The sequence below is a fragment of the Pseudonocardia sp. ICBG1142 genome (genome assembly GCF_020496255.1).
Classification (GTDB): Bacteria; Actinomycetota; Actinomycetes; order Mycobacteriales; family Pseudonocardiaceae; genus Pseudonocardia.
On record NZ_JAHLJC010000004.1, the window covers coordinates 219,871 to 241,158 of the forward strand.

General features: G+C 75.0%; 19 protein-coding genes and 3 tRNA genes. 12 read left to right on the top strand and 10 right to left on the bottom strand.

The features are described from left to right. Positions 1-73 precede the first annotated feature (73 nt). The 5 genes from KPL59_RS03505 to KPL59_RS03530 all read left to right on the top strand — a co-directional run bounded on the left by KPL59_RS03505 (position 74) and on the right by KPL59_RS03530 (position 8,116). Positions 74-2,221 carry a glycosyltransferase family 39 protein gene (locus tag KPL59_RS03505; RefSeq protein WP_226359917.1) on the top strand — a complete coding sequence of 716 codons (2,148 nt, stop codon included), beginning with the start codon at positions 74-76 and terminating at the stop codon, positions 2,219-2,221. Between the two features lie 83 nt (positions 2,222-2,304). Beyond that, a complete protein-coding gene (locus tag KPL59_RS03510; RefSeq protein ID WP_226351823.1) occupies positions 2,305-3,591 on the top strand; it encodes a bifunctional glycosyltransferase family 2/GtrA family protein in 1,287 nt (428 codons plus the stop codon). Then, a complete protein-coding gene (locus tag KPL59_RS36485) occupies positions 3,588-5,741 on the top strand; it encodes a glycosyltransferase family 39 protein (protein WP_308187826.1) in 2,154 nt (717 codons plus the stop codon). The genes KPL59_RS03510 and KPL59_RS36485 overlap by 4 nt, the downstream gene beginning before the upstream one ends. A 156-nt stretch (positions 5,742-5,897) precedes the next feature. After that, positions 5,898-6,449 (top strand): PH domain-containing protein, encoded by a 552-nt coding sequence (locus KPL59_RS03525; RefSeq protein ID WP_020627359.1) that lies wholly within the window; start codon positions 5,898-5,900, stop codon positions 6,447-6,449. Further along, complete coding sequence (locus tag KPL59_RS03530) at positions 6,446-8,116, top strand: PH domain-containing protein (RefSeq protein ID WP_226351825.1); 1,671 nt, start codon at positions 6,446-6,448, stop codon at positions 8,114-8,116. The genes KPL59_RS03525 and KPL59_RS03530 overlap by 4 nt, the downstream gene beginning before the upstream one ends. On the opposite strand, the gene KPL59_RS03535 is transcribed toward KPL59_RS03530, so the two are convergent. Next, complete coding sequence (locus tag KPL59_RS03535) at positions 8,079-9,638, bottom strand: helicase HerA-like domain-containing protein (RefSeq protein WP_226359919.1); 1,560 nt, start codon at positions 9,636-9,638, stop codon at positions 8,079-8,081. The two genes, KPL59_RS03530 and KPL59_RS03535, sit on opposite strands and share 38 nt — an antisense overlap. A 79-nt stretch (positions 9,639-9,717) precedes the next feature. Between KPL59_RS03535 and orn the strand changes: the two genes are divergently transcribed. From orn to KPL59_RS03555, 4 genes are all read left to right on the top strand, one after another. Then, positions 9,718-10,350 (top strand): oligoribonuclease, encoded by a 633-nt coding sequence (orn, locus tag KPL59_RS03540; protein WP_043280303.1) that lies wholly within the window; start codon positions 9,718-9,720, stop codon positions 10,348-10,350. Positions 10,351-10,414: 64 nt separating this feature from the next. Further along, a tRNA-His gene (locus KPL59_RS03545) sits at positions 10,415-10,487 on the top strand. A gap of 49 nt (positions 10,488-10,536) precedes the next feature. Beyond that, a tRNA-Lys gene (locus KPL59_RS03550) sits at positions 10,537-10,609 on the top strand. A 24-nt stretch (positions 10,610-10,633) separates the two neighbouring features. After that, positions 10,634-10,709, top strand: a tRNA-Lys gene (locus tag KPL59_RS03555). A 90-nt stretch (positions 10,710-10,799) separates the two neighbouring features. On the opposite strand, the gene KPL59_RS03560 is transcribed toward KPL59_RS03555, so the two are convergent. Together KPL59_RS03560 and KPL59_RS03565 are read right to left on the bottom strand one after the other, a co-directional pair. After that, positions 10,800-11,570, bottom strand: a complete 771-nt coding sequence (locus KPL59_RS03560; protein WP_226360117.1) for an amidohydrolase family protein — start codon at positions 11,568-11,570, stop codon at positions 10,800-10,802. Between the two features lie 63 nt (positions 11,571-11,633). Further along, positions 11,634-12,056, bottom strand: a complete 423-nt coding sequence (locus KPL59_RS03565; RefSeq protein WP_226359920.1) for a MarR family winged helix-turn-helix transcriptional regulator — start codon at positions 12,054-12,056, stop codon at positions 11,634-11,636. A gap of 91 nt (positions 12,057-12,147) precedes the next feature. Between KPL59_RS03565 and KPL59_RS03570 the strand changes: the two genes are divergently transcribed. Beyond that, complete coding sequence (locus tag KPL59_RS03570; protein ID WP_226359921.1) at positions 12,148-13,065, top strand: alpha/beta hydrolase; 918 nt, start codon at positions 12,148-12,150, stop codon at positions 13,063-13,065. Positions 13,066-13,148: 83 nt separating this feature from the next. Continuing rightward, positions 13,149-14,597: a DHA2 family efflux MFS transporter permease subunit gene (locus tag KPL59_RS03575; RefSeq protein ID WP_226359922.1), complete on the top strand. Its 1,449-nt coding sequence runs from the start codon at positions 13,149-13,151 to the stop codon at positions 14,595-14,597. Between the two features lie 16 nt (positions 14,598-14,613). On the opposite strand, the gene KPL59_RS03580 is transcribed toward KPL59_RS03575, so the two are convergent. The 7 genes from KPL59_RS03580 to KPL59_RS03610 all read right to left on the bottom strand — a co-directional run bounded on the left by KPL59_RS03580 (position 14,614) and on the right by KPL59_RS03610 (position 20,474). Next, the gene (locus KPL59_RS03580) at positions 14,614-15,423 is read right to left on the bottom strand and encodes a D-glutamate cyclase family protein (protein ID WP_226359923.1); all 810 of its coding nucleotides are present in this window, start codon (positions 15,421-15,423) and stop codon (positions 14,614-14,616) included. Further along, the gene (locus KPL59_RS03585) at positions 15,420-16,751 is read right to left on the bottom strand and encodes an MFS transporter (RefSeq protein WP_226351832.1); all 1,332 of its coding nucleotides are present in this window, start codon (positions 16,749-16,751) and stop codon (positions 15,420-15,422) included. Before KPL59_RS03585 ends, KPL59_RS03580 begins: the two co-directional genes overlap by 4 nt. Positions 16,752-16,932: 181 nt before the next feature. Continuing rightward, positions 16,933-17,406 (bottom strand): VOC family protein, encoded by a 474-nt coding sequence (locus tag KPL59_RS03590; RefSeq protein ID WP_226351833.1) that lies wholly within the window; start codon positions 17,404-17,406, stop codon positions 16,933-16,935. An 11-nt stretch (positions 17,407-17,417) separates the two neighbouring features. Then, positions 17,418-18,365, bottom strand: coding sequence for a biotin-dependent carboxyltransferase family protein (locus tag KPL59_RS03595; protein ID WP_083695674.1), 948 nt, complete (start codon positions 18,363-18,365; stop codon positions 17,418-17,420). Next, positions 18,362-19,015, bottom strand: a complete 654-nt coding sequence (locus KPL59_RS03600; RefSeq protein WP_226351834.1) for a carboxyltransferase domain-containing protein — start codon at positions 19,013-19,015, stop codon at positions 18,362-18,364. Before KPL59_RS03600 ends, KPL59_RS03595 begins: the two co-directional genes overlap by 4 nt. Then, entirely contained in the window at positions 19,012-19,800 is a 789-nt protein-coding gene (locus tag KPL59_RS03605; protein ID WP_226360118.1) for a LamB/YcsF family protein, read from the bottom strand. Before KPL59_RS03605 ends, KPL59_RS03600 begins: the two co-directional genes overlap by 4 nt. Further along, positions 19,800-20,474, bottom strand: a complete 675-nt coding sequence (locus KPL59_RS03610; RefSeq protein WP_226359924.1) for a GntR family transcriptional regulator — start codon at positions 20,472-20,474, stop codon at positions 19,800-19,802. Before KPL59_RS03610 ends, KPL59_RS03605 begins: the two co-directional genes overlap by 1 nt. A 145-nt stretch (positions 20,475-20,619) precedes the next feature. Between KPL59_RS03610 and KPL59_RS03615 the strand changes: the two genes are divergently transcribed. Further along, complete coding sequence (locus KPL59_RS03615) at positions 20,620-21,288, top strand: class I SAM-dependent methyltransferase (protein ID WP_083702270.1); 669 nt, start codon at positions 20,620-20,622, stop codon at positions 21,286-21,288.

Here is a 21,288-nt window from a genome sequence, read left to right on the forward strand (position 1 = left end):
GGGACGGACCGGCACAGGTGGTTCACAGGTCGATCACCGGCTCCGCACAGCGCGGCGGAGCAGCGTCCCCCGGGTGACGAGCACCCTGTCCCGGCCCCGGCCCGCCCCCACCCCGTCTCCCCCGCCGACCCGCCGGTGGCGGCACCTGCCGCTCGCGGTGCTGCTCGCCGCGACGGCCGCGCTCTACCTGTGGGGGCTGTCGGCCTCGGGCTGGGCCAACGCGTTCTACGCCGCGGCCGCGCAGGCCGGTGGGCAGAGCTGGTCGGCGTGGTTCTTCGGCGCCTCCGACGCGGCCGGGGGCATCACCGTGGACAAGGCGCCGGGGGCGCTGTGGCCGATCGGGCTGGCGGTGCGGCTGTTCGGGCTGTCGAGCTGGAGCGTGCTGGTGCCCCAGGCGCTGATGGGCGTCGGCGCGGTCGCGTTGCTGCACGCCACGGTGCGGCGGGTCGCCGGGCCGGGGGCCGGTCTGCTCGCCGGGGCCGCGCTCGCGCTCACCCCGGTGGCGGTGCTGATGTTCCGCTTCGACAACCCCGACGCGATGCTCGTGCTCGTCCTGACCGGCGCCGCCTACGCCCTCACCCGGGCGGTCGAGCAGGGCCGCACCCGGTGGCTGGTGCTCGTCGGCCTGCTGGTCGGCTACGGCTTCCTCACCAAGATGCTGCAGGCGTTCCTGGTGCTGCCGGCGTTCACCGCGGTGTGGCTGCTCGCCGCCCCGCTCGCCTGGTGGCCGCGGATCCGGGCGCTGCTCGCCGCCGGGGTCGCGCTGCTGGTCTCGGCGGGCTGGTGGGTGCTGGTCGTGGAGCTGTGGCCCGCCGCGGACCGGCCCTGGATCGGCGGCTCCCAGGGCAACAGCGTGCTGGAGCTGGTCCTCGGCTACAACGGCGTCGGCCGGCTCACCGGCGACGAGGTCGGCTCCGTCGGGGGAGGCGCGGGCGGACGCGCCGGTGGCTGGGGCGAGACCGGGCTGCTGCGGCTGTTCGGCTCGGAGATGGGCCGGGAGGCGTCCTGGCTGCTGCCCGCGGCGCTGGTGCTGCTCGGGGTGCTGCTGTGGCGGACCCGGCGGGCACCGCGCACCGATCCGCTGCGCGCCGCGACGGTGCTGTGGGGCGGCTGGCTGCTGGTCACCGGGCTGACCTTCAGCCTGATGGCCGGGATCGTGCACAGCTACTACACCGTCGCGCTCGCCCCGGCGGTCGCCGCGCTGGTCGGGATCGGCGGGGCGACGCTGTGGCACGACCGTGCGTCCGCGGCCGCCCGGTGGTGGCTGGCCGCTGCGGTCGCGGCGACGGCGGTGTGGGCGTACGCGCTGCTGCCCGCGGAATGGCTCTGGTGGCTGCGCCCCGCGGTGCTCGTCGTCGGGCTCGGCGCGGCGCTCGCGCTGCTCGGGGTGCACCGGATGCCGCGGGTCCTCGCGGCCGGGGTGCTCACCGCGGCGCTGCTGGCCGGGGCCGGCGGGACGACCGCCTGGGCGCTGGCGACGGCGGCGACGCCGCACACCGGGGCGATCCCGAGCTCCGGGCCGGCGGGCTACGCGTCCGGCCCGGGCGGGGTCCGGGGTGGTCACGGCACGATGCGCGGGCCGTGGGCCGGCTCCCCGGGCGGCGCATCCGGTGCGGCCGGAGCAATCACCGGTGGGGCCGCCGGGGCACCGGGCGCGACCGGGCCCGGCGGAGCGGCCGGGCAGAGCGGAGCGGCCGCGGGCGCCAGCGCGACCGGGGCCGGGACCGGTGGGACCGCGGGCGCACCGGGTGCCGCGACGGCGGGCGGGCCGGGCGGGCCGGGCGCCCGGTGGGCCGGTGGCGGACCCACCCGGGGGCCGGGCGGCGCCGGCGGGCGCGGCGGCGGCCCCGGGGGCATCCTCAGCGCGCCCACGCCGTCGTCGCAGGTCACGGGGTTGATCTCGGCGGGCGCGGGCAGCTTCACCTGGGCCGCGGCCACGGTGACCTCGATGCAGGCGGCGGGCTACCAGCTCGCGTCGGGGGCTCCGGTGCTCGCCGTCGGCGGGTTCAACGGCACCGACCCCTACCCGACGCTCGCGCAGTTCCAGCAGATGGTGGCGCAGCACCGGATCCACTGGTTCATCGGCTCCGCGGGCACCGGGATGATCTCCACCGCCTCCGGTGGCAGCGACGACGCGCGCCTCATCGCCGAGTGGGTCGCGGCGACGTTCCCGGCCCACACGGTCGACGGCGTCACCCTCTACGACCTGGGCGCGTCGTGATCCCACGACAGGACGCCCGGCTCACAGCCGACGCACAGGTCGATCACACCGCCACGACAGCCCGGGACCCGATCGTCGACCCCATGACCACAGTCGTCACCGGCCCCGCAACCGGCACCCACCCGGGACGCCCCGGAGCGCGTCCGTCCGACCGCGACCGGACCGTGCTCGACATCGTCGTCCCCGTCTTCAACGAGGAGCGCGACCTGGAGTCCTCGGTGCGGCGCCTGCACGAGTTCCTCTCCTCCGGGTTCCCCTACACGTTCCGGATCACCGTCGCCGACAACGCCAGCACCGACGCCACCCCGCAGATCGCGCAGCGCCTCGCCGCCGAGATCGCCGAGGTCACCACGGTGCGCCTGGACCAGAAGGGCCGCGGCCGCGCGCTGCGCCACGTCTGGTCCGGCTCCGACGCCGACGTGCTCGCCTACTGCGACGTCGACCTCTCCACCGACCTCGGCGCGCTGCTCCCGCTGGTCGCCCCGCTCGTGTCCGGGCACTCCGACCTGGCGATCGGGACCCGGCTGGGTCGCGGGTCACGGGTGGTGCGCGGACCGAAGCGGGAGTTCATCTCGCGCAGCTACAACCTGATCCTGCGCGGCGCGCTCTCGGCCCACTTCTCCGACGCCCAGTGCGGGTTCAAGGCGATCCGCTCCGACGTGGCCCGGCGGCTGCTGCCGCTGGTCGAGGACACCGGCTGGTTCTTCGACACCGAGCTGCTGGTGCTGGCCGAGCGGTCCGGGCTGCGCATCCACGAGGTGCCCGTCGACTGGGTCGACGACCCGAACTCCAGTGTGGACATCGTGGCGACGGCCGTCGCGGACCTGAAGGGCGTGTGGCGGGTCGGCCGAGCACTGGCGACGGGTGCGCTGCCGCTGGCCGAGGTCCGCGCGCAGCTCGGGCGGGCGCCGCTGGCCCCGCCGGAGGTCCCCGGGGTGCCGCGGGCGATGCCGTTCCAGTTGGCCCGCTTCGCCGCGATCGGCGTCGCGTCGACGGTGGCGAACCTGCTGCTGTTCCTGGCGCTGCGCGGGACGCTCGGACCGATCGCGGCGAACGTCGTCGCGCTGCTGGTCTGCGCGGTCGCCAACACCGCGCTGAACCGGCGGTTCACCTTCGGCGTCCGTGGTCGGGACCGCGCGGTCACCCACCAGTTCCAGGGCCTCATCGTGTTCGCGCTCGGCCTCGTCCTGACCACCGGCGCCCTCGCCGTGCTCGGCGCCATCGCCCCCGGCGCGCACCTGGCCGTCGAGGCCGCGGTGATCGTCGCGGCCAACCTGGTCGCGACGGTGCTGCGCTTCGTCCTGTTCCGCTCCTGGGTGTTCCGCACCCGGTCCACCCCCTCCCAGCTCGAGAAGGCGACCGCCGCGTGACCAGCACCCTCGACCGGTTCCCCACCCGGTCCGACGCTCCTCCGCCCCCGTCCGACGGTCCGCGCCGCTGGACCCGACCCGTCTCGGTCGTCGCGCTGCTCGTCGCGACGGGCGCGCTCTACCTGTGGAACCTGGCCGCCTCGGGCTGGGCCAACTCCTTCTACGCCGCCGCGGTGCAGGCCGGGGCGAACGACTGGACGGCGTTCTTCTTCGGGTCCCTCGACCCGGAGAACGCGATCACCGTCGACAAACCGCCCGCATCGCTGTGGCCGATGGAGATCTCCGCACGGATCTTCGGGTTCTCGTCCTGGAGCCTGCTGGTGCCGCAGGCGCTGATGGGCGTCGCGGCGGTCGGGCTGCTGTACGCCGCGGTCCGCCGGGTGTCCGGGCACGGCGCCGGGCTGCTGGCCGGGGCGCTGCTGGCGCTCACGCCCGTCGCGGCGCTGATGTTCCGCTTCGACAACCCCGACGCGATGCTCACGCTGCTGCTCGTTCTGGCGGCGTACCTGCTGGTCCGGGGCCTGGAGGACGGCCGGACCCGGTGGATCGCCGCGGTCGGACTGGTGCTGGGGTTCGCGTTCCTGGCCAAGTCGCTGCAGGCGTTCCTGGTGCTGCCCGGTCTGGCCCTGGCCTGGCTGTGGGCCGCGCCCGGCCGTCCGTGGCGACGGGTGTGGCAGCTGCTCGTCGGGGGTGCCGGGATCGTCGTCGGTGCCGGCTGGTGGCTGCTCGCCGTCGCGCTGTGGCCGGTCGACGCCCGCCCGTACATCGGCGGGTCCGGGGACAACACCCCGCTCGGCCTGGCCTTCGGCTACAACGGGCTGGGCCGGATCGTCGGCGGCGAGGGTGGCCGGGGCGGTGACACCGCGCGCGACGCCGCGGCCGGTGCGTTCCCCGGCGGCGCGTTCCCGGGCGGTGCGTTCCCGGGTGGCGCCCCCGGCGGTGGCGGCATGCCCCCGGGCGGTCCCGGCGGCGCGGTCTTCGGCGGTCAGGCCGGGTTCCTGCGGATGTTCGGGACGTCGTTCGGCACCCAGGTCTCCTGGCTGCTCCCGGCGGCGCTGCTGCTGCTCGTCGCGGCACTGGTGCTGCGTGGACGCGCACCGCGCACCGACGCCGTCCGCGGCTCGCTGCTCGTGTGGGGCGGCTGGACGCTGGTGACGGTGCTGGTGCTGTCGTTCATGGAGGGGATCGTCCACCCGTACTACACGGTGGCGCTGGCGCCGGGGATCGCGGCGCTGGTCGCGGTCGGCGGCCGCGAGCTGCTCGGACACCGTGACCTCCGGTGGGTCCGCGGGGTGCTCGCCGTCGCCACCGTCGGGACCGCGGTCTGGGCGTTCGTGCTGCTCGGCTGGTCGCCGCAGTTCCTGCCCTGGCTGCGCTGGGTGGTGCTGGTGGCGGGCGTCGTGTCCGGTGCGGCGCTGCTGGCCCCCGCGCGGGGACGGCGGTGGCTCGCCGTGGCCGTCGGCGTCGCGATCCTGAGCGGTGTGGCCGCGCCGGCGGCCTACGCCGTCCAGACCGTGGCGACCCCGCACGAGGGCTCCATCCCGACCGCGGGGCCGGAGGTCGCCGGGGCCGACCGGGGCCCGGGCGGGTTCCGCGACGGGCGGGGCGATCGCGACCGGGCCGACGGCGCCGGGACGGCCGCGCCCGGGGCCACCGGGGCCCCGGCCGACGCCGGTGGTGGTCTCCCGGACGGTGCCGCGCAACCCGGTACCGGACAGACCGGTACCGGACAGACCGGTGCGGGACAGACCGGTGCGGGTGGGCCGGGCGGGATGTTCGGGGGTGGTCCGGGGACCGAGCGGACCGGCCCGCAGCTCGTCGCGCTGCTACGGGACGCGGGTCCGGCCCGCTGGGCCGCGGCGACGATCGGCTCCCAGGGCGCGGCGTCGATGATGCTCGCCGCGGGCGGGGACACCGCGGTCATGGCGATCGGCGGCTTCTCCGGCAGCGACCCCTCCCCCACCCTGGACCAGTTCCGGCAGTACGTCGCGAACGGCGACATCCGGTACTTCGTCAGCGGCGGCCAGCGGGGCGGCCCCGGCGGCGCTCGCGGCACCGGGGCGGAGATCACCGCCTGGGTCGCGCAGCACTACACCGCGACGACCGTCGACGGCACCACGGTCTACGACCTGTCCGCGCAGACCCACTGACCGTCGCCGCTCGCCGAGTGGCACACCAGGTACCCGTCACCGGTCGACGGGTGCAGCTGGTGTGCCACTCGGCTGCACCCCACTTTCGGCCACAGTGTGCTGCCCCGACGGCGCGCGCGGATGCTCCCGGCGCGCTCCGTTCGGCAGAGTGGGGCCATGACCGCCACCGGCCCCCGCACCGGCGACCCCGGACCCGGGATCCCGACCGACGCGCTGCCGCTCCCGTTGCGCCCACCCGCGAACCGGCTGGATCCCCGCGCGATCTGGTGGTGGCGGCTCTCGGCGGTGCCGGTCCCGCTCGTGCTGCTCGTCGGCCAGGTCGTCGCGTGGTTCCTGCTGCCCGCGGTCCCGTGGCACGGGCTGCTGATCGCGACCGGGGTGCTGACCGTGCTGTGGCTGCTGGTCGGGACGCTCGTCGTACCCGGTCTGCGGTACCGGCTGCACCGCTGGGAGGTGACCGAGGACGCCGTCTACACCCGGTCCGGCTGGCTGGTCCGGGAGTGGCGGATCGCGCCGATCCCCCGGGTGCAGACGGTCGACACCGAGCACGGGCCGCTGCAGCAGGCGCTGGGTCTGGCCACGGTGACCGTCACGACCGCGTCGGCCCGCGGCCCGGTCCGCATCGCCGGGCTCGACGCCGAGGCCGCCGCCGAGCTCGCCCGACGGCTCACCGAGACGACCGGGCGGCACAGCGGGGACGCGACGTGACCGAGCCCGACGCACCCGCCACGGGCACCGGCACCGGCACGCCCCCCGACGAGGTCGAGTGGCGGCGGCTGCCGGTCCAGATGCTGCTCGTCGGCCCGGCCACCGCGCTGCTGCGTCTGGCCCCCGCGCTGGTCGTGCTCGTCCTGTTCGGCGCGGGAAGCGGCAACTCGACCCAGGTCTGGATCGCGGGGGCGGCGGTCGTCGTCACCGTCGCGGCGGGTGTCGTGCGGTGGCGCACGACCCGCTACCGGATCACCGACGAGCGCGTCGAGCTGCACAGCGGGCTGCTGATCCGGCAGCGCCGCTCGGTGCCGCGGGACCGGATCCGCACCGTCGACCTGACCGCACCGCTGCTGCACCGGATCGTCGGGCTGTCGGTGGTGAAGGTCGGATCCGGGCAGAGCAGGTCGGACGCGGGCCTCGACCTCGACGCCGTCACCACCGACGAGGCCGAACGGCTGCGCCGCGAACTGCTCGCCCGGCCCGCCACGGCGGCCGGCCCGGCGACGGCCGCCGCCGGGAGCGACCCCGGCGGGACCGGGACGGCGCCCGTCGGGGTCGACGGGAGGGATGCCGACGGGAGCGGCTCCGCCGGCGGCCCGGCGGACCGGGAGGAGCCCGCCGGCGAGGAGCTCGACCGGATCGACTGGTCCTCGCTGCGCTATGCCCCGCTGACGGTCAGCTCGCTGGCCGCGATCGGCGCGCTGGCCGGCGCGGGCTGGAACCTGCTGAACGAGACCGGTCTCGACCCGCGCTCGCTGCCCGGCGCCGACACCGTCGCCGGGGAGCTGGCGACCGCGCCGGTCTGGGCGACGGTGCTCGTCGCGGTCGGTGCGCTGCTGCTGGTCATGGTGGTCGGCAGCATCGTGCTGTTCGTCGAACGCTGGTGGGACTACCGGCTCAGCCGCGAGCCCGACGGCACGCTGCGGGTGCGCCGCGGCCTGCTGACCAAGCGCTCGCTGTCGGTGTCCGAGCAGCGGCTGCGCGGGGTGACGGTGTCCGAGCCGCTGCTGGTGCGGGCCCTGGGTGGCGGCGCCCAGGCCGGGGCGCTGGCCGTCGGCCTGGCCGGCGACGACGCCGACTCCGGCAGCGGCGCGCTCGGCCCGCCGGTGCGCCGCACGCACGCCCACACGGTCGCCGCGACGGCCACCCGCGCGACCGGCCCGGTCACCGACGGACCCCTGCGGGCGCACCCGCCGCGGGCCCGGACCCGGCGCCTGGTCCGCGCGGTCGGCCCCGCGCTCGTCCCGGCCGCAGCCCTCGGGGTGTTCGCCTGGTTCGACGCCGCGGTGTGGCCGGTCGTGGTCGGCGTCGCGCTGGTCATGGTGGCCGTACCGCTCGCGCTGGACCGCTACCGCGCCCTGGGCCACCGACTCGACGAGCACTACCTCGTCGCCCGACACGGGTCACTGCTGCGCACCACGACCGCGCTGCGCCGCGACGGCGTCATCGGCTGGCGGATACGGCAGAGCCTGTTCCAGCGCCGCGCCGGGGTGCTGACGCTGGAGGCGACCACCGCCGCGGGCGGCGGCTCGGTGCAGGTGCTGGACCTGGACCCCACCGACGCCGTCGCGCTCATGGCCGCGGTCACCCCGGACCCGGTCGCGCCGTTCCGGGTCCCCCCGCGGGTCAGCGACGCCGACGGGTCCCGAACAGACTGCGGGTGATCTCGCGGGTCACCGTGGTGGTGAGCTGACGACCGGTCGGTGACTGCAGGAAGTCCCCGATCTTGGAGAAGATCCCGCCGCCCGGCGAGTCCTGCGGCGGGGGTGGCGGGGCCTGGCCCGGTTCCGGAGCGGGGGCGGGCGCCCCGACCGGCGTCGCCTCGCCACCCGGCCCGGCCGCGATGCTCGCGGTGAGCTTCTCGTAGGCCGACTCGCGGTCCACCATCTGTCCGTACTTCGCCTGCAACGACGAGGCGGCGGCGTCGGCGCGGACGTCGTCGACGGGCAGGGCGGCCATCAGCGAGCGCGGGGCCCGCAGCCGGGTCCAGGCGACCGGTGTGGGCGCGCCGCGCTCGGACAGCACCGTGACGATCGCCTCACCGGTGCCCAGCGAGGTCAGCGCCGACTCCAGGTCGTAGACCTCGGACTTCGGATAGGTCCGTACCGTGCGCGACAGCGCCTTCTGGTCGTCCGGGGTGAAGGCCCGCAGCGCGTGCTGGATCCGCGCGCCCAGCTGGGACAGCACCTCGTTCGGCACGTCGGTGGGCAGCTGGGTGCAGAAGAACACCCCGACGCCCTTGGACCGGATGAGCTTGACGGTCTGCTCGATGCGGTCGAGGAACGCCTTCGAGGCGTCGGTGAACAGCAGGTGCGCCTCGTCGAAGAAGAACACCAGCTTGGGCCGGTCCAGGTCGCCCGCCTCGGGCAGCTCCTCGTACAGCTCGGCGAGCAGCCACATCAGGAACGTGGAGAACAACACCGGGTTCGCCGCGCGTTCGGCCAGCTCCAGCAGGGTGACGACCCCCTTCCCGTCGACCTGACGCATCAGGTCCGCGGGATCGAACTCGGGCTCGCCGAAGAACTCCTCGCCGCCCTGGGCCTCCAGGTTGACCAGCGCCCGCAGGATGACCCCGGCCGTCGCCGGGGAGACCCCGCCGATGCCCTTGAGGTCGGCCTTGCCCTCGTCGGAGGTGAGGTGGGTGATGACCGCGCGCAGGTCCTTGGTGTCGAGCAGCGGCAGCCCGCGCTGGTCGGCCCAGTGGAAGATCAGGCCGAGGGTGGACTCCTGGGTGGCGTTGAGGCCGAGCACCTTCGCCAGCAGGATCGGGCCGAACTGGGTCAGCGTCGCCCGCACCGGGACGGCGACGCCGCCGTCGCCCAGGGACAGGAACTGCACCGGGTACGCGGTCGGGACCCAGTCGTCGCCCGTGTCGGTCGCGCGGGCGGTGACCTTGTCGTTCGGCTCACCCGGCCGGGCCATGCCGGACAGGTCGCCCTTGACGTCGGCGAGCAGGACCGGGACCCCGGCGTCGGAGAGCTGCCCGGCCAGCGCCTGCAGCGTCTTCGTCTTACCGGTACCGGTCGCCCCGGCCACCAGGCCGTGCCGGTTCAGCGTCGCGAGCGGGATCCGGACCCTGGCCTGCGGGTCGCACACGCCGTCGACGAGGACGGTGCCGAGCTCCAGCGCGGCCCCGTCGGTGGCGTATCCGGCGGCGATGGTGCGAGCGGGTGTGTCGTCAGCCACGGCGCGAGCCTAGGGCACACCCCCGACGGTGGCGGGCGAGGCTCGCGCCCGTCGCACCGATGTCACCTAGGCTGTGACGATGACCGATCGGCTGGTGTGGATCGACTGCGAGATGACCGGGCTCGATCTGGGGTCCGACGCCCTCATCGAGATCGCAGCCCTGGTCACCGACGGCGACCTGAACATTCTCGGCGAGGGCGTGGACGTCGTCATCGCCTGCGACGACGCGAAGCTCGACGCGATGCCCGACGTCGTGCGCGACATGCACGCCCGGTCCGGGCTGACCGAGGAGGTCCGGCGCGCGACGGTCACGGTCGAGCAGGCCGAGAAGATGGTGCTCGACTACGTCCGCACCCACGTCCCGGACGCCCGGTCCGCGCCGCTGGCCGGCAACTCGATCGCCACCGACCGCGGCTTCATCGCCCGGGACATGACCGAGCTCGACGGGTACCTGCACTACCGGATGATCGACGTCAGCTCGGTGAAGGAGCTGGCACGGCGCTGGTTCCCCCGGGTGTTCTACGCCAAGCCGGAGAAGGGCCTCGCGCACCGCGCGCTCGCCGACATCCGCGAGTCGATCCGCGAGCTGGCCTACTACCGGCAGGCGCTGTTCGTGGCCCCGCCCGGTCCGACGACCGAGCAGGCGCAGGCCGCGGCGGCCGCGGTCGCGCACGTCGCGGCACCCCCGCAGACCGGTACGACCCCCGGCTGAGGGCTCCCGCGGACCCCGGTCTATAGTTTCTCCAGCGCTTCCGGGAGTCCGGGAGATCGCGATGGTGGGTGTAGCTCAGTTGGTAGAGCACCTGGTTGTGGTCCAGGGGGCCGCGGGTTCAAGTCCCGTCACTCACCCGGTCGCCGATTCTGCAGCAGCAGAGCCGTGCGACGGACAAGTACACATGCGCCGTTAGCTCAATTGGCAGAGCAGCTGGCTCTTAACCAGCGGGTTCGGGGTTCGAGTCCCTGACGGCGCACGCACGATCACAACCGAATAGCACGCGCCGTTAGCTCAATTGGCAGAGCAGCTGGCTCTTAACCAGCGGGTTCGGGGTTCAAGTCCCTGACGGCGCACCACCGATTCTGTGGGGGTAGGACGTCATCGTCCTACCCCCACAGCTCGTCCTGTCCCCTCCAGCTCATGGTGCCGACGGTTCCCGGCCGTGCTCATCCCGGCAGCCCCAGCAGCCGTTCGGCGTTGAGGTGGGCGATCTTCTCCATCGCGAGCGGGGGCAGGTCCGCCTCGCGGAGGAACGCCCGGGCGCCGTCGTTGCCCAGCATCGGGTAGTCGACGCTGAACATGATCCGGCCCACCCCGACCGTCTCGACGCAGAACCGGAGCTGGGCCTGGTTGAACATCCCGCTCGGGGTGATGTGGACGTTCTCCCGGAAGTAGTCCCCGACCGGACGGTCCAGGCGGGTGATCCGCTGCGGAAGGGCCTCCTCGATCCGCTCGAGGTAGAAGGGGACCATCTCGCCCCAGTGGCCGAGGACGAGCTGCAGGTCCGGGTACCGGTCGAACACCCCGGCGAGGACGAGATGGAGGAAGTGGGTCCCCGTCTCGACGTGCCAGCCCCAGGCACTCGTCTGCAGCCGGGCCGTGACGATCGGGTCGAGCCCGCCCTCGTAGTTCGACCGGGAGGTCTCGACCGGCGGGACGCCCGGGTGCAGATGGATGGGCACCCGCAGCTCCGCCGACCGCCGCAGGACGGGGTCGAACCGGGGCTCGTCGAGGAACCCGCCCCCGATCCGGCCGTTGATCATGGATCCGACGAACCCGAGCTCACCGACGGCGCGGGCGAGCTCGTCCGCGGCGGCCTCCGGCACGGCCGTCGGCAGCGCGGCGAAGGCGGCGAAGCGGTCCGGGTGCGCCGCGACGGCCGCCGCCGTGCGGTCGTTGACCTTCCGGACGAGCTGCCCGGCGACGTCGCCGGGCAGCTGCGAGGCTAGCGGGCTACAGGGCTGCCGGCCCCCGACGAGATCCTGCGAGGCCCCGGCGGTCTACTCCACCGGCCCGAGCAGGGCGAGCAGGATCCGCGCCAGCTCGGCCCGGTCCTGCGGCGGGATCCGCGCGAGCCTGCGGTCGAACTCCCGCGCGAGCGCGGCGAGCGCCCGGTCGCGGGCCGCCTCCCCCTCGGCGGTCAGGACGAGCCGGTGGCGGCGCAGGTCGGCGTCGTCGATCTCCCGGCGCAGGTAACTGAGGCCGACCAGGGTGCGCACGTACGCCGTCACGCTCGCCTTCGGGATGACCAGCGTCGCGGCGAGCTGGGCCGGGTAGGGGGACGTGGCGACCTCGGCGAGGACGAAGAACTCCTTCGTCTCCAGGCCCAGCTCCGCCAGGTCGGCGACGCACTCCTCCAGCACGACGGTCAGCAGCCGATGGTTCAGCGACCACAGCTGCGCGGCGTCGACCGACACGAGCACCTCCCATTCCGTACGATGTCGAACAGAGTCGAAGTCGAACTACCTGCATGTCGAACTTCGACCGCTGTCGACCCTAGACGGAGGGGCTCCCGTGCCACTGCAGCACATCACGATCCCGCGCGGGCCCATCCGGCTCGCCGCCGATCTCCACCTGCCCCCCGGCACCGACGGGTCGACTCCCCGGCCTGCCGTGGTGCTGTCGCCCCCGGGCAGCAGCGTCAAGGAGCAGATCGGCGCCGAGTACGCCCGCCGCCTCGCCGACCGCGGCATCGCCGCGCTCGTGTTCGACCCGGCCCACCAGGGGCGCAGTGGTGGCGAGCCGCGCGACCTCGAGGACCCGTACCGGCGGGGCGAGGACATCAGCTACGCACTCGACGCACTGGACACCACGGCCGGGATCGACCCCCGGCGCATCGGCGTGCTCGGCATCTGCGCCGGTGGCGGGTACGCCGTCCACACCGCCCGCACCGACCACCGCATCAGGGCCGTGGGCGTGGTCGTCCCCGTGGACATCGGCACCGCGTTCCGCCGCGGCGCGCCCGACGGCCCCGTCGCCGCACTCGACGCCATGGCGGACGCCCGTTCGGCCGAGAACCGCGCAGGACACCTCACCCGCGAGAAGTGGCTCCCCGACAACGCCGAGGAGGCCGCCGCGCTCGGAGTGGACGACATCGACACGACACAGGCGATCCGGTACTACCGCACCAGACGGGGCGGGAGCGAGTACTCGACGAACCGCCGCCTCGCGCGAGGGGACTCCCTGCTGCTCGGGTACGACGCGTTCCACCTGGTCGACCCGCTCATGACCCAACCCCTGCAGGTCGTCCTGGCCGGGCGCGTCGGCACCACCGGCTCCTCCGAGGCCGGCATGCGGCTCTGGGAGACGGCCCCGAACCCCGTGGACCTCATGGTGGTCGACGGGGCGGGCCACTACGAGATGTACGACGAGCCCACCTACGTCGACGCCGCGGTCGACCGGCTCGCCGGCTTCTACTCCACCCACCTGTAGGCATCGGGCACGACCGCCGCACCCGGCACCGCGGGGCAGGCTATCGTCGCTCCCAGTTCGTTAGCTCCGGACAAGGAGATGCCGTGGGGAACGACGTCGTCGTACCGGCCGGTCCCGCCGGACGCCGGCACCGGCTGCTGATCCTGGCCGTGCTCTGCACCAGCATCCTGATCGTCTCGATGGACGTCACGATCATCAACGTGGCGCTGCCCGCGCTCGTCGCGGACCTGCACGCCTCGATCACCGAGCTGCAGTGGACCGTCGACGCCTACACCGTCGTCCTGGCCTGCTTCCTGATGCTGGCCGGCGCGACGGCGGACCGGGTCGGGCGCCGCCGCGTCTTCCGGACCGGGCTCGTCGTGTTCGGCATCGGGTCGCTGCTGTGCAGCCTGGCTCCGACGGTCGGCTGGCTGATCGGGGCGCGGGTGGTGCAGGCCCTCGGCGGCGCGATGCTCAACCCGGTCGCCATGTCGATCATCACCAACGTCTTCACCGACGCCCGGGAGCGGGCCCGCGCGATCGGGGTGTGGGGCGCGATGGTCGGCATCTCGCTGGGCCTCGGCCCGGTGCTCGGCGGGCTGCTCGTGGACACCGTCGGCTGGCGGGCGATCTTCTGGGTGAACATCCCCGTGGTACTGGCGGCGTGGGTCCTGACGGCGCGGCTCGTCCCGGAGTCGCGGGCCGCCCGTCCGCGGCGGGCCGACCCGGTGGGGCAGCTCCTGGTGGTGGCGCTGCTCGGGTCGACGGTGGCGGCGGTGATCGAGGGGCCGCGGCTGGGCTGGTCGTCGGCGGGGGTGCTCGGGCTGGTGGCGCTGGCCGTCGGCGCGCTGATCCTGCTGGTCGTCTGGGAGCGGCGGCATCCCGAACCCCTGGTGGAGCTGCGGTTCTTCCGGAGCGCCCCGTTCACCTCGGCAACGGTGATCGCGGTCTGCGCGTTCGCGGCGTTCGGCTCACTGCTGTTCCTGTCCGCGCTCTACCTGCAGGACGTGCGGGGGCTCAGCGCCCTGCAGGCCGGGCTGACCCTGCTGCCGGCCGCCGTCGCGACGACGGTGGTCGCGCCGCTGGCCGGGCGGATGGTCGCCGCGCGCGGGGCCCGGCTGCCGCTCGTCCTCGGCGGGACGGCGATGGTGGCGGTCGCGCTGACCTTCTCCCAGCTCTCCCCCGCCACCCCGCTGTGGCTCGTGCTCGTCGCGCACGGGGTGTTCGGCGGCGGGTTCGCGCTGCTCAACCCGCCGATCACGAACACGGCGGTGAACGGGATGCCGCCCGAGCGGGCCGGCGTCGCCGCAGCGGTGGCCTCGACCAGCAGGCAGGCCGGGCAGTCGTTCGGCGTCGCGATCAGCGGGACCGTGGTCGCCACCGCGGCGAGCACCGCCGCCGGGGTGGCGACGGCGTGGGCGGTCGTGGTGCCGCTGACCGTCGTGGTCGTGGTGCTCGGTGTGCTGGGGACCACGGCGCGGTCGCAGGCGTCCGCGGCCCGGGTCGCGGCACTGTTCCCCGCGGCACCGTCGTCCCCCGCCCGCGCGGCCTGAGCGGGGGACGGCGGCGTCATCCGTGCGGAGCGGCGCCCGCGGCGGCGTCGACGGAGTGGTCCAGCACGACCATGTGCCCGGCCGCGTGGGTGAACACGTACTCGGCACCACAGCCGGGCAGGGCCAGCTGCGGGGTGACCCCGCAGGCCCAGAAGACCGGCACGTCACCCTCCTCGACCACCGGCTCCGGCCCGAAGTCCGGCCGGGCCAGGTCGGAGATCCCGATCGCGGCGGGGTCCCCGACGTGCACCGGCGCGCCGTGCCCGGTCGGGTAGCGCGCCGTCACCTCGACGGCCCGGTCGACGAGCGCGGCGGGCACCGCGCGCATGCTCACCACCAGCGGTCCGTGCACCCGGCCCGCCGGCACGGTCGGGCGGGTCGTGACGTACACGGCGGGCGCGGACGAGCGCGGGTTGCGCCGCACCGGGACCCCGGCCCGTTCCAGGGGCTCCTCGAAGGTGTGGCTGCACCCGAGCAGGAACGCCACCGAGTCCGCGCGCCACCGGTCGCGCAGGTCGGTCGGCTCGCCGTCCTCGACGCCGTGGAGCCAGGTCCGGTAGCGCGGGAAGTCGGTGCGGACGTCGACCCGGGTGTCCCCGACGGTGACGACCGGGTCGCCGGTGTTGCCGACGCCGAGCAGCGGGCACGGCGTCGGGTTCCGCACGCAGAAGAGCAGGAAGTCGTACGCCGTCGCCTGCGGGACGACCACCAGGTTGGCCTGCTGATACCCGCCGAACAGGCCCGCGGTGGGCCCGGTCCAGCTCCCGGCGGCGGCCAGTGCCCGCAGCTCGGCCGGGGTGGCTGGCGCCGTCGTCGCGGCGGTCACCGGGCCAGCTCCCGGCGGGCGGTCTCGCGGACGGTGAGCAGGGTCAGCAGTGCGACGACCGTCGCGACCATCAGCAGGTAACCGGGTGCGAGCGGGTCGCCGGTGACCGAGGTCAGCCAGGTCGCGAGGAACGGGGTGAGACCGCCGCCGATGATCGTCCCGCCGTTGAAGGCCAGGGACAGGCCGGTGTAGCGGACCCGGGTCGGGAACTGCTCGGCGTAGGTCGGGTAGGTGACGGCCTGCACGACCGGCATCGGCAGGGCCAGCAGGAACATGCCGAGGACGGCCAGGGTGAAGTCGCCGGTGCCCATCAACGCCATCGTCGGGAGGATCAGCACGGAGTAGCCGAGGAACCCGGCGACGATGAGCTTCTTGCGGCCGTAGCGGTCCGACAGCGCTCCGGCGAGCGGCATCAGGCACGCCACGAACAGCCCGATCGCGGCCATCAGCCAGAACGTGCTCGACTTCGGGTAGCCCAGCTCCGAGGTCAGGTAGATGTTCATGAAGATCAGGCCGATCCAGTAGCCCGCGTTCGACCCGGTGGCCAGCAGCAGCACGGTCACCAGCGCGCGCCGGTGGTGGGTGAGCACCTCCCGCACCGGGGCCTTGGGCAGCTCGCCCGCCGCGCGGCTGTGCTCGAACTCCTCGGAGTCCTCCAGCCGGTGCCGGGCGATCAGGGTGAGCACCACCAGCGGCAGCGCGAGCAGGAACGGGATCCGCCAGCCGAACGCGCTCAGCTGCTCGGCGGTCAGTAGGGTCGAGGTGACCCCCGCGACCAACGCCGCGGTGCCGCCACCGAGGGCGACCCCGACCGGCGTGAAGGACCCGAAGAAGCCGCGTCGGCCCGCCGGGGAGGACTCGGCGAGGTAGGTGGCCGACCCGGTCACCTCACCGCCGGCGAAGAAGCCCTGCGCGAGCCGGGCGAGGACCAGCAGCGCGGGGGCGAGCAGGCCCGCGGTGGCCGCGGTCGGCAGCAGCCCGACCAGGGCGGTCGCGGTGCCCATCCCGGTGATCGTGAACACCAGGACCGGCTTGCGGCCCAGGCGGTCGCCGAGCCGGCCGAGGACGATGCCGCCGAGCGGGCGCATGAGGAACGCGCTGCCGAACACCGCCAGCGTCGACAGCAGTGAGGCGACCGGGTCGGCGCTGGGGAAGAACAGCGGCCCGATGACGACGGCGAGGTAGCCGTAGACGCCGAACTCGTAGTACTCGACGGCGGTCCCGGACGCGGCGGCCAGCGCCGCGCGGCGGGACCGGGCCGGGCTCGGCGACGGGGTGGAGGGGCTCTCGGCGGCCCGCCCGGTGGGGGCGTCGCTTGATAGGGTCATGGGTGTCTCCCGGTGGGGATCCCGCTGCTGCGGGCAGGCGTGATCGCGGTGTGGTGGGCGGAGCAGACCCGGCGCGCGCGAGACGGCGACACCGGTGGCACAGCGGGTCATCGGCGGGCGGCATCCCGCCGATGACCCCGGCCGCGGGCCCGTCCGGGGACGGGCCGCGACCGTGTGGGGATCAGACGGCGAACAGCTGCTCGGGATCGGCGAAGGCCTTGAACTCGAGCGCGTTGCCCGCGGGGTCGAGGAAGAACATCGTCCACTGCTCCCCCGGCTCCCCCTCGAACCGCACGTACGGCTCGATGACGAACCGCGTGCCGGCGGCGGTCAGCCGCTCGGCCAGCGCGCGGAACTCCGGGACGCTCAGCACGAGCCCGAAGTGCGGGACCGGCACGTCGTGGCCGTCGACGGGGTTGGTGCCGGCGACGCCCGCGCGCGGGGTGTCCGACGGCTCGCCGACCTGGTGGGTGACGACCTGGTGGCCGGCGACGTTCCAGTCGGTCCAGCGCTCGGCGGAGCGGCCGCGGGGGAAGCCGAGCAGGGTGCCGTAGAACTCGCGGGCCGCCTCGATGTCGTCCACCGGGATCGCCAGGTGGAACGGCGGGCGCACGGAGGTGACGATCGCGGCGGGTTCCGTGGTCGGTGCGGACACAGGGGTACCTCTCATCCTTCGGTGTCGCGCCCGGACGGGATGGCGTCCAGACGCAGGGGGTCCCCGGGCCGGAGCTGGCCGAGGAGGTCGATGTCGGCGTCGGCGACGACGCCGACCACCGGGTAGCCGCCGGTCACGGGGTGATCGGCGAGGAACAGGATGGGCTCGCCCGAGGGCGGGACCTGGACGGCGCCGAGCGGCACGCCCTCGCTGGGCAGCGACCGGTCGCCGACGGCGAGGGTGGCGCCGGTGAGCCGGATACCGACCCGGTCGCAGTGCCCGGAGACGCGCCACGGCGCGCGCCGGAGCAGGGCGCGGTCGGCAGGACCGAGGACACCGTCGCGGGGGCCCCAGTGGAACCGGACCCGGGTCGCGGGGCCGGGCAGCCGGGGCGCAGCGAGCTCGACCGGCACGGCGGGCGGCTCGCCCGGCACGGGGCCGAGCGGCAGGTCGACGCCCGGGGCGACGGCGGGCGGGCCGAGCCCGGTCAGCGAGTCCCGGGCGCGGGACCCGAGCACGGGGGCGGGTCGGATCCCGCCGCCGACGGCGAGGTAGCTGCGCAGCCCGCGCGGCGGGGTGCCGAGCCGCAGCCGCGCGCCGGCCGGGACCCGCACGCAGCGGGGGTCGGCGACCGGGCGGCCGTCGAGGGTGACCGGGACCGGGGCCCCGGTGACCGCGACCCAGCGCGGCACGTCGAGGACGACCGCGAGACCACCCAGGGTGACCTCGACGGCGGCCTCTCCGGGCCGGTTGCCGACCAGCCGGTTCGCGGTGGCGAAGGCGGCCCGGTCGACCGGACCGGACGCGGTGACGCCGAGATGCGCGAGCCCGGGGCGGCCCGGGTCCTGCACGCTGGCGCCCGGCCGGGCGTCGAGCACCCGCAGCCGCGGGCCGGGGCCGGGTCCCGCTGCGGGCGGGACGGTGGCGGCGCGGGCGGGCGGGTCGAGCAGCGCGGTCATGCGGGCACCTCCACGAAGCGGACGCGGTCGCCGAGCCCGAGCCGGTTGGGCGGGGTGGCGTCGACGTCCCAGAGGACCGCCGTGGTCGTGCCGATCTGGTGCCAGCCACCGGGCGTCCCACCCGGGTAGACCACGGTCTGGTTCCCGGCGATCGCGACCACGCCGGCCTCCACCCGGGGCCGCGGGGTGGACAGCCGCGGCAGCCGCAGCGCGTCGGGGAGCCCGTCGAGGTAGGCGAAACCGGGGGCGAAGCCGAAGAAGCCGACCTGGTGGGTCGCGGCGGCGTGCGCCCGGGCGACCCCGGCCGGGGTGGTCCCGAGCCGGTCGGCGACGGCGGGCAGGTCGGCGCCGTCGTAGCGGACACCGACCTCGACCGTCCGGGCCGGCGGGACGGGGGTGCCCGCGTCGGTGACGGTGGCGGTGACGTCGGGCGCGCCGAGGGCGAGGGTGCGCAGGTGGCGGCGCAGCGCGGCCATCCGGGTGCCGGGGCGCGCGACGACGAGCACGGTGGCCGCGGCCGGGACGACGTCGGTCACCCAGGCGTCCCAGCCGTCGGTCACGGCGCCGTCGGCGACCGCGCGCACGGTCCCGGGGAGGCAGTCCACGATCCAGGACCGGTCGCCGGCGCGGTGCACGGCGGGCGCGGTCACCGGGCCGCCCCGGCGAACGGGGCCAGCGGGGCCGCACCGCAGCCGATCCCCGCGGCGGACAGGGCGTCGCGGGCGGCGCGGGCCAGTGCGTCGGCGCCGGGAGTGTCGCCGTGCACGCACAGCGCGGCGACCGCGCCGCCGGGCGGGCGGACGCTGACGACAGTCCCGTCGACAGCGGTGACCGTCCCGTCGCGGGCGACCGAGACGGCGCGGGCGGCGGCCTCGGCGGGATCGCGGACCAGGTCACCGGGCCGTCCGCGCGGGACGAGACCCCCGGCCGCGGTGTAGCCGCGGTCGAGGAACGCCTCGGCGCGCGGCCCGAGACCGGCCGCGAGCGCGCGGTCCCACACCTCGGTGCTGGGCAGGCACAGCAACGGCAGGCCCGGGTCGACGAGCCGGACCGCCTCGACGAGGGCGTCGGCGTGGTCGGGGTGGGTGCCGGTGGCGTGGTAGAGCGCGCCGTGCGCCTTGACGTACCCGACCCGGGTGCCGGCGGACGCGGCGAACACCGAGAGCGCGCCGATCTGGTAGACGACGTCGTTGACCAGCGTGTCGCGGGCGACGTCGACGAAGCGGCGGCCGAACCCGGCGAGGTCGCGGTAGGAGACGTGCGCCCCGACCGCCACGCCGCGGGCCGCGCAGTCGTCGCAGGTGCGGCGCATGACGTCCGGGTCGCCGGCGTGGAAGCCGCAGGCGACGTTGGCGGCGTCGACGACGTCGAGCAGCGGTCGGTCGTCCGGCACCCAGGCGCCGAAGCCCTCCCCGACGTCGGTGTTCAGCGCGATCACCGCGCGTCCCGTCCGGCCCAGAACGCCGACAGCTCGCCGCGGTCGGCCGACCAGGCCGCGTGCAGGCCGTCCTGGCCGCCGTCGATGTGGGCGAGCACGAGACGGCGGAGCTCGTCGGCGTCGCCGTCGGCCAGTGCCTGGACCATCCCGCGGTGCTCGTCCTGCACGCGGTCGTAGGCGCCGGTGCCGTGCACGTAGAACCGGGAGTACGGCTCCAGGCGGTGGTAGAGCCGGGAGATCAGCTCGTAGCGCAGCGGCAGCCCGGCGAGCCGGTACATGTCCAGGTGGAACGCGAGGTTGGTGCGCGACCAGGCGGCGGCACCGGTGTCGGCGACCCGGTCCATCTCGCCGGCCATGCCGTCGAAGCGGGCGACGTCGCGCCGCGACACCCGTTCCGCGACGTGCGGGGCGAAGCTGGGCTCGACCATCCGGCGCAGGTCGTAGATCTCGTCGATCTCGGCCAGGTCCAGCTCGGTGACGAAGGTGCCGCGCCCGGGCTCGCTGCGCAGCAGCCCCTCCCCCACCAGGGTGCGCAGCGCCTCCCGCAGCGGGATGCGGCTCACGCCGTAGCGGTCTGCGAGCTCCTCCTGCACCAGCCGGTGACCGGGCGGATACACGCCCTCCACGATCGCGCGACGCAGGGCGTCGACCAGCGCGTCATCCGATGCCATGCGTTCTGTATACGGTGGATCCAGCGTGTACGAAAGCCCCTGCCGTCGCGCTTAACAGGACCGACACCGCAGAACACACAGCAGGAACACACGGCAGGAGACACGGTCGCCGCGGCCGCGGCGGAGTGACCCGGGTCGCCCCGACATGACCGCGGAGCCCGCGGCCGCCACGATGGTGCGCATGGCCCGACCCGACCACGCCGTCTTCTTCAAGCGCTCGTTCTCGAAGATGGACCAGCTCGCGACCCCGTTCCTGACCGGGCGGCGGCTGTGCCGCCAGCTCGCCGGGGTGGTGCCGCGCGGCACGAACGGCGTCGTCGTCGAGCTGGGGGCGGGGCCGGGCGTGCTCGCCGAGCCGATCCGCGAGCGCCTCGGCCCGCACGCGCGCTACCTCGCGATCGAGATCGACGAGGAGCTGGTCGCCCACCTGCGCCGGCACAAGCCGTGGCTGGAGGTCGTGCAGGGCGACGTCGCCGACCTGGACCGGATCCTCGACGAGGCCGGCATCACCGAGGTCGACGCGTTCGTCTCGACCCTGCCGTGGGCGGTGTTCCCGCAGACCCTGCGCCTGCAGGTCATGGGGACGATCGCGCGCCGGCTGACCCCGGGCGGGGTGATGAGCATGATCATCACCTGGATGGCGCTGCCGAACCGCGTGCGGGTGCTGCGCGACCTGCTCGACACCCACTTCGACGAGGTCGTGGAGACCGCGACCGAGTGGCGCAACCCGCCGCCCGCCCGCACCTTCTTGTGCCGGCGACCGCTCCCCCAGTTCAACTCCCTCGGCGGGCAGGACACTCGCTCGGCGAGCTGA